Source organism: Azospirillum agricola (assembly GCF_017876095.1).
GTDB lineage: Bacteria > Pseudomonadota > Alphaproteobacteria > Azospirillales > Azospirillaceae > Azospirillum > Azospirillum agricola.
Genome location: NZ_JAGINM010000001.1, coordinates 123,869 through 139,118, shown reverse-complemented (window position 1 = coordinate 139,118; position 15,250 = coordinate 123,869). Strand labels below are relative to the sequence as shown.

15 protein-coding genes and 1 tRNA gene are annotated in these 15,250 nt (G+C 69.8%); 7 read left to right on the top strand and 9 right to left on the bottom strand.

Going from position 1 to position 15,250, the window contains the following annotated elements; translation table 11 throughout:
- Nucleotides 1-24: 24 nt before the first annotated feature.
- The gene (gene egtB / locus J2847_RS00715) at nt 25-1,341 is read left to right on the top strand and encodes an ergothioneine biosynthesis protein EgtB (protein ID WP_209776292.1); all 1,317 of its coding nucleotides are present in this window, start codon (nt 25-27) and stop codon (nt 1,339-1,341) included.
- Nucleotides 1,342-1,440: 99 nt separating this feature from the next.
- Nucleotides 1,441-1,773, top strand: a complete 333-nt coding sequence (locus J2847_RS00710; RefSeq protein WP_209776290.1) for a (2Fe-2S) ferredoxin domain-containing protein — start codon at nt 1,441-1,443, stop codon at nt 1,771-1,773.
- 36 nt (nt 1,774-1,809) lie between these two features.
- Here J2847_RS00710 and J2847_RS00705 read toward each other — a convergent pair whose 3' ends face one another.
- Nucleotides 1,810-2,958 carry a nicotinate phosphoribosyltransferase gene (locus J2847_RS00705; protein ID WP_209776289.1) on the bottom strand — a complete coding sequence of 383 codons (1,149 nt, stop codon included), beginning with the start codon at nt 2,956-2,958 and terminating at the stop codon, nt 1,810-1,812.
- Between the two features lie 311 nt (nt 2,959-3,269).
- Here J2847_RS00705 and J2847_RS00700 point away from each other — a divergent pair, with 311 nt between their 5' ends.
- The 3 genes from J2847_RS00700 (at nt 3,270) to J2847_RS00690 (ending at nt 6,385) form a co-directional block, all read left to right on the top strand.
- The gene (locus J2847_RS00700; protein WP_209776287.1) at nt 3,270-3,764 is read left to right on the top strand and encodes a flagellar basal body-associated FliL family protein; all 495 of its coding nucleotides are present in this window, start codon (nt 3,270-3,272) and stop codon (nt 3,762-3,764) included.
- Nucleotides 3,765-3,907: 143 nt separating this feature from the next.
- On the top strand, nt 3,908-5,275 hold the full coding sequence (gor, locus tag J2847_RS00695) for a glutathione-disulfide reductase (protein ID WP_209776285.1): 1,368 nt from the start codon (nt 3,908-3,910) through the stop codon (nt 5,273-5,275).
- A 201-nt stretch (nt 5,276-5,476) separates the two neighbouring features.
- Entirely contained in the window at nt 5,477-6,385 is a 909-nt protein-coding gene (locus J2847_RS00690) for a manganese catalase family protein (protein WP_085556188.1), read from the top strand.
- 22 nt (nt 6,386-6,407) lie between these two features.
- Here J2847_RS00690 and J2847_RS00685 read toward each other — a convergent pair whose 3' ends face one another.
- From J2847_RS00685 to J2847_RS00675, 3 genes are all read right to left on the bottom strand, one after another.
- Complete coding sequence (locus tag J2847_RS00685) at nt 6,408-7,751, bottom strand: AmpG family muropeptide MFS transporter (protein ID WP_209776283.1); 1,344 nt, start codon at nt 7,749-7,751, stop codon at nt 6,408-6,410.
- Nucleotides 7,752-7,842: 91 nt separating this feature from the next.
- The gene (locus J2847_RS00680; protein WP_209776282.1) at nt 7,843-8,811 is read right to left on the bottom strand and encodes a tetratricopeptide repeat protein; all 969 of its coding nucleotides are present in this window, start codon (nt 8,809-8,811) and stop codon (nt 7,843-7,845) included.
- A gap of 111 nt (nt 8,812-8,922) precedes the next feature.
- A complete protein-coding gene (locus tag J2847_RS00675; protein WP_209776280.1) occupies nt 8,923-9,726 on the bottom strand; it encodes a hypothetical protein in 804 nt (267 codons plus the stop codon).
- A 293-nt stretch (nt 9,727-10,019) separates the two neighbouring features.
- On the opposite strand from J2847_RS00675, the gene J2847_RS00670 reads away from it, so the two are divergent.
- The gene (locus tag J2847_RS00670) at nt 10,020-11,411 is read left to right on the top strand and encodes a class II 3-deoxy-7-phosphoheptulonate synthase (RefSeq protein ID WP_209776278.1); all 1,392 of its coding nucleotides are present in this window, start codon (nt 10,020-10,022) and stop codon (nt 11,409-11,411) included.
- A gap of 149 nt (nt 11,412-11,560) precedes the next feature.
- Here the strand turns inward: J2847_RS00670 and J2847_RS00665 are convergent, their stop codons facing one another.
- From J2847_RS00665 to J2847_RS00650, 4 genes are all read right to left on the bottom strand, one after another.
- The gene (locus tag J2847_RS00665) at nt 11,561-12,022 is read right to left on the bottom strand and encodes a flagellar basal body-associated FliL family protein (RefSeq protein ID WP_233474203.1); all 462 of its coding nucleotides are present in this window, start codon (nt 12,020-12,022) and stop codon (nt 11,561-11,563) included.
- Nucleotides 12,023-12,134: 112 nt separating this feature from the next.
- A complete protein-coding gene (gene panC / locus J2847_RS00660; protein ID WP_209776276.1) occupies nt 12,135-13,037 on the bottom strand; it encodes a pantoate--beta-alanine ligase in 903 nt (300 codons plus the stop codon).
- 184 nt (nt 13,038-13,221) lie between these two features.
- Nucleotides 13,222-13,386, bottom strand: coding sequence for a sugar tyrosine-protein kinase (locus tag J2847_RS00655; RefSeq protein ID WP_209776275.1), 165 nt, complete (start codon nt 13,384-13,386; stop codon nt 13,222-13,224).
- A 253-nt stretch (nt 13,387-13,639) separates the two neighbouring features.
- A tRNA-Val gene (locus J2847_RS00650) sits at nt 13,640-13,714 on the bottom strand.
- 180 nt (nt 13,715-13,894) lie between these two features.
- Between J2847_RS00650 and J2847_RS00645 the strand changes: the two genes are divergently transcribed.
- On the top strand, nt 13,895-14,830 hold the full coding sequence (locus tag J2847_RS00645) for a DUF3108 domain-containing protein (protein ID WP_209776273.1): 936 nt from the start codon (nt 13,895-13,897) through the stop codon (nt 14,828-14,830).
- Here the strand turns inward: J2847_RS00645 and J2847_RS00640 are convergent.
- Nucleotides 14,727-15,011, bottom strand: a complete 285-nt coding sequence (locus J2847_RS00640) for a hypothetical protein (protein ID WP_209776271.1) — start codon at nt 15,009-15,011, stop codon at nt 14,727-14,729. The two genes, J2847_RS00645 and J2847_RS00640, sit on opposite strands and share 104 nt — an antisense overlap.
- Nucleotides 15,012-15,250 lie beyond the last annotated feature (239 nt).

Sequence of the window (15,250 nt, the reverse complement as noted above, 5' to 3'; positions counted from 1 at the left end):
CCTTGATCCTGGAGGGATCCGCCCGTGCCCGACACCCATCTCGCCGATTCGCTCGACGCCGGAAGCGACCGCCGGCGGTCCTTGACCAGCCGGTTCCAGAAGGCGCGCGGCCGCACCGCCGAGCTCGTCGCCCCGCTGTCGCCCGAGGATCTGATGATCCAGTCGGTGGCCGACGGCGCTCCGGCCAAATGGCATCTCGCCCACACCACCTGGCTGTTCGAGACGACCGTCCTGATCCCGTTCAGCCCCGGCTACCGGCCCTACGATCCCCACTTCCTCGACCTGTTCCAGGCCCGCGACGAGCGCATCGAGGGCCACAGCGGCGGGCCGGGCGGCAAGCCTGTCCGCGCGCCCGCCCTGCGGCTGCTGTCGCGGCCGTCGGCCGCCGACATCATGCGGTACCGCGACCATGTGAACGGCGCCGTGCTCCATCTGATCGACGCCGCCGAGGACGGGCTGTTCGACAGCGTCGCCGAGCACATCAACATCGCCATCGCCCATGAGCGGCGCCACCAGGAGCGGCTGCTGACCCACATCAAGCACGCCTTCTGGTGCAACCCGCTGCACCCGGCCTACGAGAGCGCGCCGGACCATGTCGGCGGCGGCACCCCGCCCGACGCCTGGGTCGAGCATTCCGGCGGGCTGGTCGAGGTCGGCCGGGCCGAGCCGCAGCCCGGCTTCGACCATGAAAGCCCCCGCCACCAGGTCTTCCTCAAGCCTTTCCGGCTGGCCGCCCGCCCGGTGTCCTGCGGCGAGTTCCGCGCCTTCGTCGAGGCCGGAGGCTACGGCGAACGGTCGCTGTGGATGGCCGACGGCTGGGAGACCCTGCGCGCCGAAGGCTGGAGCGCCCCGCTCTATTGGGAGCGGCGCGAGGGCGCGTGGCAGATCTTCACCCTGCACGGCCAGCGGCCGCTCGACCCCAACGAGCCGGTCTGCCATGTGAGCTGGTACGAGGCCGACGCCTTCGCCCGCTGGGCCGGCAAGCGCCTGCCGGTCGAGGCGGAATGGGAAACCGTCGCCGCCCGCTGCGAGGGCATGGGCAATCTGCTCGGCACCGGCTACCGCCACCCGCGCGCCGGCTCCTACCACGGCAAGGGGCCGTGGCAGATGTGCGGCGACGTGTGGGAATGGACGCGCAGCGCCTTCGCGCCCTACCCCGGCTACCGCCAGCCCGAGGGGCTGGACGAAGCCGTCCATGGCCGCTTCATGAGCAACCGCATGGTGCTGCGCGGCGGAAGCTGCGTCACGCCCTTCGACCATGCCGGGCCATGGACGCGCCACTACCTGCGGCCGGACATGCGCCTGTCCTTCACCGGATTCCGGCTCGCCGAGGACGCCTGAGAGACGCTCCCGTCGGATTTGGAACGATTACAAAAGGCTTGCCGCAACGCACAAATCGGGCATTATCCATAAAAATATTATGGCCATGGAGCATGCCCGATGCCGCTCGACCTGCCGCCGACCTTCCGGCACCACGTCTTCTGCTGCGCCCAGCAGCGCCCGCCCGGCCATCCACGCGGAAGCTGCGGGGCGAAGAACGCCCACCCGCTGTGGCAGCGGCTCGACCAGAAGATCCAGGCCCGTGGGCTGATCGACGTCGGCATGGCGATGACCGGCTGCCTCGGCTTCTGCTCGGCCGGGCCGCTGATGGTGGTCTATCCGGAAGGCATCTGGTACCGCCCGGAAACGCCCGAGGACATCGACGAGATCGTCGACCAGCACCTGACCAGCAACGTTCCGGTGGAACGGCTGGTCATGGTGCTGAGCCGGTGATGGAAGGCCCTCTCCCAAGGCGGGAGAGGGAGCGCGTCAGCGCCGGAACAGGAACTCGCGGCCGACCTTCACGCGCTTCTCGCCGTCATACTCGATGATGTCGGCGGTGGCGTAGGTCTCGGTCCAGCGTTCGGGCAGGTAGCTGCCGGTGCCGATGATGTCCACGGGGGCGTTGGCCTCCGCCATCAGGCGGCACTTCGCCGGGCCGAAACCGCTGCTCGCGACGATCTTCACCGCCGGGAAGCCGGCCTCGTCCAGCCGCTCGCGCACGTAATGGATCGCCGCCGCCGAGACGCCGGTGCCGATCAGGTAGCGGAGCTGCGTCTCGTCGCGGTAGCCGCGGATCGAATGCGGCGCGTGGCGTTCCAGCACCGCGTAGGAGCCCGGCGGGTCGAGCCCCTCCACGAAGCGGCCGCCCGGCGTGTCCAGCCGCAGGGTCAGCTTGCCCTGGGCGGCCAGTTCGGGGAAGCGGCGGCAGACCTCCAGACCGTCGGTGATCTCGCGCCCGAAATAATCGACCAGCACGGTCAGCGGCAGGTCGGGGAAGGTCTCGTGGAACATCTCCGCCGCGCGCACGGTGGAGCCGGCGTAGCCGATCAGCGCGTGCGGCATGGTGCCCATGCCCTTGGCCTGTCCGAAGAAATGCGCGGTGGCGTCGGTGGCGTTGCCGACGAAGCCCTTGGCGCCGACCTTGCGCTTGGCGCGGTCGGAGCCGACCGAGGCGGCGTAGGCCATCGTCTCGGCCATCTCGGTGCCGGCGCAATGGCGGGCGTCCATGGCGAGGAAGGCGACCTTGGGCAGGTCGGCGCACATGGTGAAGGCGTTGTAGGCGGCGACGCAGGCCGGCCCCAGCTTCTGAAGCAGGATCGTCTCGGTATCGACCAGATGGTAGAAGGAGCCGGTGACGTAGAGGATCGGTTCGCCGGCGCCGACCCACTTGCCCTCCGGGAAATTGAGCTGGATGTCGACCGTGAAGCCGCGCTCGCGCGCCACCGCCTCCAGCCATTCCAGCGCCAGCCGGGGGGCGCAGACCACCGGGCGGCGCATGAAGATGGCGTAGGTCACCTGCTTGTCGCCGAACTTGCCGACGGCCTCCTTGGTGCGGCGGAAATAGGTGTCGGTCCAGTCGCCGATCGCCGCCGTCGAGGGGTGGACGGCCGCCGGCCGCTTGCTGCTGTCGCTCATACCGATGCCCTCGCCTTCCGCCCCTGCCCGTCACCGCGTGAACGCCGGCGCCGCCCGCACCCGATCAGGTACGGAGAATGCCGAACTGAATGGACAGCCAGCATTATACGGCCGGGCTCCGCTGTGGAAGAGGCTTCCACCCGGAACGACCGTGGGCGGATGGCAGGGTTGCGCCGGCGGCGTGGGTCGCCGCCGGGCTCCCGGCGCATCGAAACAGCGTAAAATACCGATATTTGACGCCCCACTTTCGGCCCTCTACCCTCATCCGAAAGAGGGTGGTGGGCGTCATGGCGAAGGCGGCGACGAGTGACATGGCCAGCGGTGCGACAGCCGACCCCGCGTCGGAACCCGACCGGATCGGCAACAAGATCGTCGTTGTCCTGCTCGGCCTGCTGGTGACGCTGGCCGCCGCCGGGGCCGGCGGCGCCCTGATGCTGAAGCCGGCCACCGCCCACACGGGCACCGGCTCCGCCGCGCGGCCCCCGGCCGGAGCGGAGGCGGCGGTCGCCACCTACGCCACCCTGCCGACGATGAACTTCACCCTGAGCGACGGCAGGCGCCTGCGCGAGCTGCGCGTCCGCGCCGTGCTGGAACTGGATCCCTCCATCCCGCTCGACAGCGTCAAGCCCCACCTGCCGCGCATCGCCGACGCCATGAATCTGCGGATGCTCGACGTCGCGCCCGACGAGCTGCGCGGTCCGGACGGCACGCACTACATCAAGGACGCCCTGCGCTTCGCCGCCGACAAGGCGATGCGGCCGCTGAAGGTGCGTCAAGTGCTCGTCCAGGACATGCTGCTGCGCTGATCCGCCGCTTCGCATCCACGGCACCGCACCCCATATCCCTCCCCGCCCCCTCGACAGGCCCGGCGGAATGCGGAACACTCCGCCCGCCCCGCCAGAGAGCCCAAGCCGGGGCGCCAGACTTTGCGGAGCGGAAGGAGACGGCAGTGGCCGAGTTCGATTTCGACCTCTTCACCATCGGAGCGGGGTCCGGCGGCGTCGCCGCCAGCCGGCGCGCGGCGTCCTACGGCGCCAAGGTGGCGATCTGCGAGGGCAGCCGGGTCGGCGGCACCTGCGTGATCCGCGGCTGCGTGCCGAAGAAGCTGCTGGTCTACGCCGCCCAGTTCCGCGACGGCTTCGAGGATTCGCGCGGCTACGGCTGGGACGCGCACGCGCCGGCCTTCGACTGGGAAACCCTGATCGCCCGCAAGGACGCCGAGATCGACCGGCTGAACGGCATCTACATCAGCATGCTGAAGAATTCCGGCGTCACCCTGATCGAGGGCAACGGCCGGATCGTCGACCGCCACACGGTCGAGGTGGCCGGCCGACGCTACACCGCCCGCAACATCCTGATCGCCACCGGCGGCTGGCCGTCGCTGCCGCCGATCGAGGGAATCGAGCACGCCGCGACCTCGAACGAGGCGCTGCATCTGCCCACGCTGCCGCATTCCGTGCTGATCCTCGGCGGCGGCTACATCGCGGTCGAGTTCGCCGGCATCTTCCGCGGGCTGGGCGCCGAGGTGACGCTGATGATCCGCGGCGACGAGCTGCTGAACGGCTTCGACGACGACATCCGCATCGCGCTGGCCCAGGAGATGCGCAAGCGCGGCATCACCATCATCTCCCGCTGCAAGCCGGTGAAGCTCGAACAGGGACCGGGCGGCTACACCCTGACCGACCATATGGGGCGCCAGCATTCCGCCGGCCTCGTCATGGCCGCCACCGGCCGCAAGCCGAACACCAAGGACCTCGGCCTCGAATCGGTCGGCATCGCGCTCGACGACAAGGGGGCCATCCCGGTCGACGCCCAGTCGCGCACGTCGGTGGACAACATCTACGCCATCGGCGACGTCACCGACCGCATGGCGCTGACCCCGATCGCCATCGCCGAGGGCCGCGCGCTGGCCGAGACGCTCTACAACGACAACCCGACCAGCGTCAGCTACGACAACGTGCCGACGGCCGTCTTCTCCATCCCGCCGCTCGGCACCGTCGGCCTGACCGAGGCGCAGGCCCGCGCCAAATTCCCGAAGATCGACATCTACAAGGCCGGCTTCCGCCCGATGAAGCACACCATGTCGGGCCGCGACGAGCGCGTGCTGATGAAGCTGGTGGTCGACGGCGAGAGCGACCGCGTGCTCGGCTGCCACATGATGGGCATGGACGCGCCGGAGATGATGCAGGCGCTGGGCATCGCGCTGAACGTCGGCGCCACCAAGCGCGATTTCGACCGCACCATCGCGCTGCACCCCTCCACCGCCGAGGAGTTCGTGCTGATGCGCGAGAAGGCGCCGGAGACCAAAAGCCTCTGACTGCCCTATCGTGTAAGACCCCTATGGTATAAGGCGACGGGACGGGCCGCTTTTCTGGAACGCTTCTAAAGCGGCCGTGTTGATGGCCCCGGAAGCGCATCCGGGAACGGTCCGCCCAATGGCCCGCCCCATTGGCCCGCCGGCCCGTCCGGTCCCGGATCCTCCGCATCCTCGATGCCCACGAGAGGGGGGATTTTCCGTATGTTCATGCACAACAAGAATTTGATGTACACGGTCCGCGTGTCGGAGCCCAACCCGCAGCTGGCCAGCCTGATGCTGGAGCAGTTCGGCGGACCGCAGGGCGAGCTGGCCGCCGCCATGCGCTACTTCACGCAGGGGCTGGCCGACGAGGATCCGGGCCGCAAGGACATGCTGATCGACATCGCGACGGAGGAGCTGAGCCATCTGGAGATCATCGGCTCGATCGTCGCCATGCTGACCAAGGGCGTGAAGGGCAAGCTGGCCGAGGCGTCGGAGGAGACCGCCGACCTCTACGCCACCATCACGCAGGGGTCGGGCAGCCACACCCTGTCGCTGCTCTACGGCGGCGGCCCGGCCCTGGTGAACTCGGCCGGGCAGCTGTGGACGGCCGGCTACATCGACAGCATCGGCGACCCGACCTGCGACCTGCGCTCCAACATCGCCGCCGAATCGCGCGCCAAGATCGTCTATGAGCGGCTCATCAACCTGACCACCGATCCCGGCGTCAAGGACGCGCTGGGCTTCCTGATGACCCGCGAGATCGCGCACCAGAAGAGCTTCGAGAAGGCGCTCTATTCCATCGAGAACAACTTCCCGCCGGGCAAGCTGCCGGGCATGCCGGAATACACCGACAAGTACTACAACACGAGCCAGGGCGAGGGCGACACGCGCGGCCCCTGGAACCAGGGCGCCCAGTGGGAGTATGTCGACGTCAAGCCGACCGACGCCCCGGTCAACGGCGGCGACGGCACCCCGTCGGTGAAGCTGGCCGCCAAGGAGATGGCCGCCGTCAACGCGGTCGCCGCCCGCACCATGTCCAACCCCGCCGCCGATCCGGTCACCGGCGCCGACCTCGGCGCCGGACCGGGTGCCGGCAAGACGACGACCAAGACCAAGAGCAAGGCGTAATCCCTGCTCCGGGCCGCCGTCCCTACTCGGCCGGGACGGCGGCCCCACCCCGCCGCTCCCGGCCCATCAGACGGGTCAGCAGGTAGAGCGCCGGCAGCGCCCCGGCCATCGACAGCAGGAAGAAGCTGACCCAGTCCATCCGGTCGGCCAGCCAGCCCGACGAGGCGCCGAACAGGTCGCCGCCCAGCTTGTAGAAGCTCGACAGCAGCGCGTACTGCGTCGCCGTGTAGGCGGCGTTGCACAGGCCCGACAGGTAGGCGACGAAGGCCGCCGTGGCGATGCCGCCGCAGACGTTGTCCACCGCCACCGTCACCGCCAGCATGGTCACGTCGTGCCCGGTCCAGGCCAGCGCGACGTAGCCGAGATTCGACACCATCTGTAGGACCCCGCCGATCATCAGCCCGCGCAGGGTGCCGACCCGCCCGACCAGCAGCCCGCCGAGCAACCCCCCGGCGATGGTCGCCCACAGCCCGAACAGCTTGGTCACCGTGGCGATCTCGCTCTTGGTGAAGCCGAGATCGACGTAGAAGGGCGCCGACATCACGCCGGCCAGCACCTCGCCCAGCTTGTAGCTGGCGATGAATCCGAGGATGACGATCCAGCCCTGCCGCCCCATGAACTGGGCGAAGGGCGCCACCACCGCGCCGTAGAGCCAGGACAGCAGCTCCGCCATGCGGCCCGACAGGTGCGGGCGCGCCGCCAGCCAGTCGGCGACATGCCGCTCGCGCGCAACGGATTCCGCGGACTCCGCGATTTTCGGCTCGCGGTTCAGCAGGATCGTCACCATGCCGACCAGCACCAGCGCCGCCATCGCCTCGTAGGCGGCGCGCCAGCCGTGGAAGTCGGCGATGTAGAGCGCTCCCGCCCCCGCCGCCATCATCCCGAAACGGTAGCCGAGCACCAGCACCGCCGCCCCGGCCGCCTGCTGCTTCTCCTCCAGCACCTCGACGCGGAAGGCGTCGACGACGATGTCCTGGCTGGCCGAGCAGAAGGCGACGATCACCGCGAACAGCGCCGTCCACCACAGGTCGGTCCCCGGATCGGTGGTCCCCAGACCGAGCAGCGCCGCCGCCAGCGCCGCCTGCGCCGTCAGCGCCCAGCCGCGCCGCCGGCCGAACAGCCGGGTCATCACCGGCAGGCGCAGGCGGTCGATCAGCGGCGCCCATAGGAACTTCAGCGCGTAGGGCATGGTGACCAGCGCGAACAGGCCGATGCTGGTCTTGCTGACGTCCGCCTCGCGCAGCCAGACATTCAGCGTGGCGCCGGTCAGCGCCAGCGGCAGCCCTTCGGAGAAGCCGAGAAACAGGATCGCCAGCACCCGGCGATCGAGATAGACGGACGCAGCGTCGCGCCAGGAGGATGCCATCACCGGAAACGCCTTCCATGGGACTCGACCGCATGCCTTATAAAAGGCGCCTCCGGTCCCCGCCAGCGATCAAATCGCCCGGCCCGACGCCCTACCAGACAACGACATAGTCGATTCGGGGGGCGGTCAGCCAGCTGGCCAGCACCGCGCTGGCCCAGGCCCGTTCGGTTTCGGCCTGGAGCAGCATCAGCTTGCGGCGGAAATCCTCGTCCTTCTCGCGTTGCTTGCGCAGTTGCGCCAGCAGCGACTTGGCGGCCGCGTCGCCCCGTCCGGCCGCGATGCCCAGCCAGGTCTCGGCCTCCGCCACATCCTGCCCCATGGTGTCGAGGCCGGTCAGGTAGAGCCGCCCCACCGCCGTCTGCGCCTGGAGGTTCCCGTTCTCCGCCGCCCGCCGCATCCATTGCAGGCCCTGGTACAGATCGCGTTCGACGCCCTGTCCGCGATGCAGCAGCAGGCCGAGGTTGTATTGCGCGTCGGCGACCCCGCCCTCGGCGGCCACGGCGAACCAGCGCGCGGCGGTCGCCGCATCGGCGGGAACGCCCTTCCCTCCCTGCGCGAGCAGGCCGAGATGATGGGCCGCCAGCGGGTGCCCCTGGGCGGCGGCGGCCTCCATGAGCTCCAGGGAACGCCGGCGGTCCGCCGTCACCCCCCTGCCGTCGGCGAGCATCTGGCCCAGCCGGTACTGGGCCCAGGGATGGCCGGCGTCGGCGGCGCTCCGGAACCAGCCGGCCGCCCGCGCCGCAGACTTGGGCGTGCCGCCCAGGCCGTAGAGATGCATCTGGCCCAGCTTGTCGGCCGCGGCCGCCGATCCGTTCTCCGCCGCCGCCCGCAAGTCCTGAGCGCTCTCCCCGGCGTAGCGGTCGGGATCCTGAAGCAGGGGACTTTTGCCGGAGTCGTCCGGCACGAAGCTGGCGGTCGCCCGATCCCGTTCGGAGCAACCGCTGGTGTCGCATATCCGGATGGTCGGCGAAACCTCGCCGGTCCGGGTGGCGTTGCAGCCGGCGGCGCTGGCGAGCATGGCCAGCAACGCCAGTGCGCGGGTGATGCGATGCGTGCGCATGGAGGCTCCCGGTCTATGGGGGTGCGGGCACCGGGACGGGCGCGCCGGTCGCGAAGGGGGACGGGCGGGCGGCTTCCGGCAAGGGCTCATTCCGGAAGCCGCCCGGGCCCGTTACTGGACCTTCAGCGTGCCGCCGGTGCCGAGGCCGCCCTTGACGGTCTGCGCCTTGTAGTTCTTCAGCGCGGCGACCATTTCGCTGTAGGCGTCGACGAAGGCAACCACCGTCGCCTCGCCTTCCGGCGTCTTCTTGTAGCCGCCGAGCACGCCGCCGGCGCTGCCGCCCAGCGCGCCGAGCGCCGCGCCGAAATCGGTGGCCGTCGCGTTGCCGGTGGAGATGCCGATCTGCACCGACGAGCGGATGTCGAACAGCGACAGCGTCACCGCCGTGCTCTTCTGGTTCATCATGCCGCCGAGGGCGCCGCCGACCGGCCCCAGCAGGGCCCCGCCGACCGCGGCGCCGAGGCCGCCGGTGTTGGCCGAGGCGAACAGGATCGCCGGCTCCATGAAGTAGTCGGCGGCGACGCGCTGCCCCTTCTGCTGCTTCGAGCCCGCCCGGTACTCGCCGTTGCGCTGCTGGTCGGTGATGCCCTGCATGCGCGAATCAAGGCGGCTGTTGCCGACCGAGGTGATGACGAAGCAGTTCGACTGGGCGACGATCAGGCGGATCATCGGCTCGACGGTGGTGATCTGCGTCGCGCGGGAGAAGGGGCCCCACCAATCCGCCGAGCGGCCGTCGTCCACGGCCAGCGTGCCGAGCGGCTGGTCGCAGCGCGGCAGGTTGGCGGCCGCGTTCACGCTGGTCGAACCGCCCGCAGACCCGCTCATCCCGCCCGTGCCACCGCCGGCGGACACGCAGCCCGCCAGAGTCATCACCGCGCCGCACACCATCGCGCCCTTGAACATACGACCGAGCATCGGTCCTCCGGAATTGAATGGTTTCGTTCACACTCTAAAAAGGTCAGAACCGCTGACGGTCTACACCCCCGCAAGATGACCAAGTCGTACGTTTGCAACCTATCCCCGTCAATGCATCCCTACGTCGCAGGCCGGGCCGCCGGGGCGAAACGAACGTTTCCGGCACGGTCGGCGCGCTCCATGCCGGACTCGGGCGGTACAGCGTTGCGGAAGCGCCCCCCGAAACTGTGGAAAAGTTGCGGCGAATCGGGCATAGAGGGGATCCCGTACGTCTAAGGAAGAGCAGGCGCGTCATGGTCGAGTGTTGGACACCCGCCAGTTGGAGGTCGAAACCGGTCAAGCAGATGCCGGTCTATCCCGACCAGACCAAGGTCGAGTCGGTCGAACAGCGCCTCGCCGCCTATCCGCCGCTGGTCTTCGCCGGCGAGGCCCGCCGGCTGAAGGCCAAGCTGGCCGATGCCGCCGCCGGCAACGCCTTCCTGTTGCAGGGCGGCGACTGCGCCGAGAGCTTCGCCGAGTTCCACCCGAACAACATCCGCGACACCTTCCGCGTGCTGTTGCAGATGGCGGTCGTGCTGACCTTCGGCGCCGCCATCCCGGTGGTCAAGGTCGGCCGCATGGCCGGCCAGTTCGCCAAGCCGCGTTCGGCCGACATGGAGACGCTGGAGGGGGTCGAGCTGCCCTCCTACCGGGGCGACATCATCAACGGCTTCGACTTCACCGCCGATGCCCGCGTTCCCGACCCGGAACGCATGATGCAGGCCTACACCCAGGCGGCGGCGACGCTGAACCTGCTGCGCGCCTTCGCCCAGGGCGGCTACGCCGACCTGCACAAGGTCCACCAGTGGACGCTCGGCTTCGTCGAGCGTTCGCCGGCCGGCGAGCATTTCCAGGAGCTGGCCAACCGTCTGGACGAGACGCTGGCCTTCATGGCCGCCTGCGGCATCACGGCGGAGACCACCCCGCAGATCCGCGAGACCGACTTCTTCACCAGCCACGAGGCGCTGCTGCTGCCCTTCGAGCAGGCGCTGACCCGCGTCGACAGCACCAGCGGCGACTGGTACGACGTGTCGGCCCACATGCTGTGGATCGGCGACCGCACCCGCCAGCCCGACGGCGCCCATGTCGAGTTCCTGCGCGGCGTGAAGAACCCGATCGGCCTGAAATGCGGTCCGACCACCGATCCGGACGAGCTGATCCGCCTGATCGACATCCTGAACCCGGCCAACGAGGCCGGCCGGCTGACCCTGATCGTCCGCATGGGCGCGGAGAAGGTGGCGGAGAAGTTCCCGCCCCTGCTGCGCCGCGTCCAGCGCGAGGGCCGCACGGTGGTGTGGTCCTGCGACCCGATGCACGGCAACACCATCAAGTCGACCACCGGCTACAAGACCCGCCCGGTCGAGAAGGTGCTGGCCGAGGCGCGCGGCTTCTTCGACGTGCACCAGGCCGAGGGCACCCACGCCGGCGGCGTGCATTTCGAGCTGACCGGCCAGGACGTGACCGAGTGCACCGGCGGCGCCCAGGCGATCACCGACCACAAGCTGGCGCAGCGCTACCACACCGCCTGCGACCCGCGCCTCAACGCCAGCCAGTCGCTGGAGCTGGCCTTCCTGCTGGCCGGCGAGCTGAAGCGCGGCCGCGGCGAGCGTGACGCGCGCCGTCGCGCCGCGGTCGCGGCGGAATAAGGGATCGCGCGGGCAGCCACCTTCGTTCGGCCTTCCGTCATGCCCGGCCTTGAGCCGGGCATCCACGCGCAAATCTCAAGCGCGCCCGTGGATGACCGGGACAAGCCCGGTCATGGCGTGGGGGACGAAATCGGCACAGCCCAGTTTTTTCAGCGCACCACCATCCGGTCCAGCAGAACCTCGCGGATGCGCACCCCGCGCAGTTCACGGTCGAGCACGCTGCCGATGGTGCTTTTCATCAGCCTGGCGCCCTCGGCCCCGGACAGCTGCTGCGGATCGATCTGGCGCAGCCTGTCCGAAAGCTGGTCGGCGATGCGCGGCACATAGGGGTCGGCGACCTTGCCGTCGACCGTCGGGTCGATCTCCAGCAGCACCTTCACGTCGATCAGCCGGGCGTCGCCGCCACCGAGCGTGAAGGTCATCTGCGGCAGGGCGGCGTAGTGCTTCGCCGGTTTCGCCTTTTCGGAGGCCGCCGGCGCCGGCGACCGGTTCTTGGAGGCGAGGACGGCACCGGCCGCGCCGAGCCCGCCCAGCGCCAGGATCAGGCCGGTGAGGACGAACGGCATCAGCGACACCGTCTCGCCGTTGCGGTTTCGATGGACCAGTCGCAAGACCGCCTTTCCGACCCCGGTGCCGGGAGCTGAAACCGTTCAACCTGCCAACATTTTAGACAAGCGCGACAAATTGGTCAAACGCACCTTTTCGTGTCCCATCCGGGGGCCGTCAGGCGGGCAGGACCGGAACATTGTCGATCAGACGGGCCTTGCCCAGCCACGCGGCGGCCAGCAGGCGTGCCGGGCGCTCGACGCGGGCGATGGGGGCCAGGGTCTCGGCATCGCGCAGTTCGACATAGTCGATGTCACCGAAACCGGCCTCGGCGATCCGGCCGCGCACCGCCGCCAGGGTCGCGTCGGGGTCGGCGCCGCCCGCCAGCGCGGCGGCGGCGGCCATCAGGGCGCGGTTCAACTCCGGCGCCCGCGCCCGCTCGTCGGCGCCGAGATAGGCGTTGCGCGAGGACAGCGCCAGCCCGTCGGCCTCGCGCACCGTCGGCAGCCCCTCGACCCGCACCGGGATGTCGAGGTCGCGGGTGAAGCGGCGGATGACCATGAGCTGCTGGTAATCCTTCTCACCGAACACCGCCACGTCGGGCAAGGCCTGGAGGAACAGCTTGGTCACCACCAGGGCGACGCCGCCGAACATCTGCGGACGGAAGGTGCCGCACAGCCCCTCGGACGGGCCGCCGACGGAGATGGCGGTGGCGAAGCCCTCCGGGTACATCCCCCGCGCCGTGGGGGCGTAGAGGGCGTCGCAGCCCGCCGACAGCAGCTTGGCGGAATCGCCGGCCTCGTCGCGCGGGTAGCGGTCGAAATCCTCGTGGGGGGCGAACTGGGTCGGGTTGACGAAGACGCTGGCGACCACGCGGTCGGCCAGTTCGCGGGCGCGGCGGACCAGCGCCAGATGCCCGTCATGCAGGGCGCCCATGGTCGGCACCAGGGCCACCGTCCGGCCCTCGGCGCGCCACGCGGCGACCTGGGCCCGCAGATCGGCGACCGTGCGCAGCACCGGCAGGGCGTCGTCCTGCCCGGCGCTGGAATGGTCGGTCGGAGCAACCGTCGGCGTCGTCATGGCGTCGTCCCTCGCGCGCGTCGAAAACCGCGCGCTGGATAAACCGCCAGACCGTTCCTGTCCAGAGATGCTTTCCAGACGACAGAGTGTTTCCCGTCGCGACTCCGGTCATCCCGGAAGCGGGCCGCAGGGCGGGCGCGCGACGGAGAGGGCCGCCCCCTTCTCCGCCGGGCGGGGCTGGCGGTCAGCGCAGCAGCGTGACGGCGACCAGATAGGTCAGGTTCGCCCAGGCACCCAGGGTGGCGAGCACCACCAGGAACGACGGCGCCAGAACGGCCGAGCCGATGATGATGGTCAGCGCGACGAGCAGGGCGCCGACGGCCATCAGGGAAATGCGGGTGTCTTCCATGGAATGTCATCCGGGTCGATGGAGAAGGATGCCCCTTCCTAGACCATCGCAACCCGGTTTGGGGCTGATCTGCGTCAATCAACCACACGGAAACACCACATTAGCAACCGCTGATTCCTGGAGGCGAGCAATAGCCATCGCAATGCCCGCCAAAGATGTGGTTTCTCCTGAAATATTCTTCGCGGCCGGCAAAGACACCGGGGCGGTCCGGAAAAGCAAAAGGCTCCGAGGAGGACCTCGGAGCCTTTCGTGATGGTGGGCGCGACAGGGATTGAACCTGTGACCCTTCGCGTGTGAAGCGAATGCTCTACCGCTGAGCTACGCGCCCGATCCTTGAAAATCGGTCCGGGCTCTCCCCCGGTGGATGCGTCGTCGCCGTCTTTCGTCGGCCCCGCCGCTGCGGTGGGCGGGTTTCTAAGCCCTCGGCGGATGGGTGTCAAGCATGAGTTTCATCCCAATATGAAAGAAAATCGCCCGACCGCCGCCAACCGACGGAGCACACCCCGCCGTGACCAGTCCGCTCCCCGTCCGACGGCCCCGCGCCGCGGCCTTCGCCGTCGCGCTGCTCGCCCTGCCCTCCGCCGGGCTGCTCGGCGTGTCCGCTCCGGCCCGCGCCGCCGAGCCGCTGGCCGCCACCTACCGCCTCCACATCGGCGGCCTCGCCGTGCTGGACATCGTCGCAACGCTGGAGATGGGCGACCAGAGCTACCGGATGGAGGTGAAGGCGCAGACCGAGGGGTTCCTGAACCGGCTGTTCCCCTGGCAGACCGTCTCGCGCAGCGACGGCGCGGTGCGCGGCGGCCGGCTCGTCCCCGCCCACCACAGCCAGAGCAGCGTCTTCCGCGAGAAGCCGCGCAGCGTGACGCTGGAGTATGACGGCCAGGGAAACGTCGCGGCCACCGTCCTGCCGACACCGCAGGAGGACGGGCGTGAGCCGGTTCCGGATGCCGAGCGGCGGGCCACCTACGATCCGCTCAGCGCCTTCCTGACCGTGCTGGCGGCGTCGGCGCGGGGGGAGGCCTGCACCCGCAGCCTTCCCGTCTTCGATGGCCGGCGGCGCTACGACATGGAGTTCCAGGACGTCGGGCCAAGGCTGGTGGGGGCGTCCCGCTACTCGATCTTTTCCGGGACGGCGCGGCAGTGCCGGGTGTCCTACCGGCCGGTCGCCGGCTACGCCCGCACCGCACCCGGCAACGGCTTCTGGCAGCGCAACGGCGCTGCCGCCGAACGCCCGCCGGCCGACCTGTGGCTGGCGCCGGTCGTCCCCGGCCAGCCGCCGCTGCCGGTGCGACTGGAAACCGACAGCGACCTCGGCGCCGTCGTCATCCACCTGACCGGCGTCACGCCGCCCGCTGGTACTCCGCCCACTGGGACTCCGCCCACTGGGACTCCGCCCGCGGGGTCCCCATCGGCTGGAAATCCGGCCGCGCCTCGTCCCCGGTGATCGAACTGGTGTCGATGACGTGGGTGGACACCTCCACGCCGATCCGGCGCGCGTCCATGATCAGGGCAGCCGACGACGGCCACAGCATGCGGCCATCCACCTCCAGCAGCGCGCCATCAATCCGCGCGGCGTAGCCGCCCACTTTCCCCATGTGAATGATTCGAGCGATGCGAACGGCCATGGCGTGTTTCCTTCCGGCTGGCCGCCGTCGCGCGGATCGCCGGGCGACGGCGGGCGCCGCCGCCGGGTCCGCACCCGACAGGCTTTTCGTTGGTGGGTCATACCGTCGGATGCGGCCCGCGCCAGAAGCAGGGCGAGAACGGTGACCACCGACAGTTCCACCGCCGTCTCGCCGCTCTGCATCATCGCGTTCCCCCTCAGCCGGGCGTCGCGACGGTGAAGCGCCGCATCGACCCAAGC

What these genes read in the sequence shown, in the direction of transcription:
- J2847_RS00655 (WP_209776275.1), bottom strand. Translation starts at nt 13,386, where the DNA reads ATGGAAGACACCCGCATTTCCCTGATGGCCGTCGGCGCCCTGCTCGTC.
- J2847_RS00675 (WP_209776280.1), bottom strand. Translation starts at nt 9,726, where the DNA reads ATGCTCGGTCGTATGTTCAAGGGCGCGATGGTGTGCGGCGCGGTGATG.
- J2847_RS00700 (WP_209776287.1), top strand. Translation starts at nt 3,270, where the DNA reads ATGGCCAGCGGTGCGACAGCCGACCCCGCGTCGGAACCCGACCGGATC.
- J2847_RS00690 (WP_085556188.1), top strand. Translation starts at nt 5,477, where the DNA reads ATGTTCATGCACAACAAGAATTTGATGTACACGGTCCGCGTGTCGGAG.
- panC (WP_209776276.1), bottom strand. Translation starts at nt 13,037, where the DNA reads ATGACGACGCCGACGGTTGCTCCGACCGACCATTCCAGCGCCGGGCAG.
- J2847_RS00710 (WP_209776290.1), top strand. Translation starts at nt 1,441, where the DNA reads ATGCCGCTCGACCTGCCGCCGACCTTCCGGCACCACGTCTTCTGCTGC.
- J2847_RS00670 (WP_209776278.1), top strand. Translation starts at nt 10,020, where the DNA reads ATGGTCGAGTGTTGGACACCCGCCAGTTGGAGGTCGAAACCGGTCAAG.
- J2847_RS00680 (WP_209776282.1), bottom strand. Translation starts at nt 8,811, where the DNA reads ATGCGCACGCATCGCATCACCCGCGCACTGGCGTTGCTGGCCATGCTC.
- J2847_RS00705 (WP_209776289.1), bottom strand. Translation starts at nt 2,958, where the DNA reads ATGAGCGACAGCAGCAAGCGGCCGGCGGCCGTCCACCCCTCGACGGCG.
- J2847_RS00640 (WP_209776271.1), bottom strand. Translation starts at nt 15,011, where the DNA reads ATGGCCGTTCGCATCGCTCGAATCATTCACATGGGGAAAGTGGGCGGC.
- J2847_RS00685 (WP_209776283.1), bottom strand. Translation starts at nt 7,751, where the DNA reads ATGGCATCCTCCTGGCGCGACGCTGCGTCCGTCTATCTCGATCGCCGG.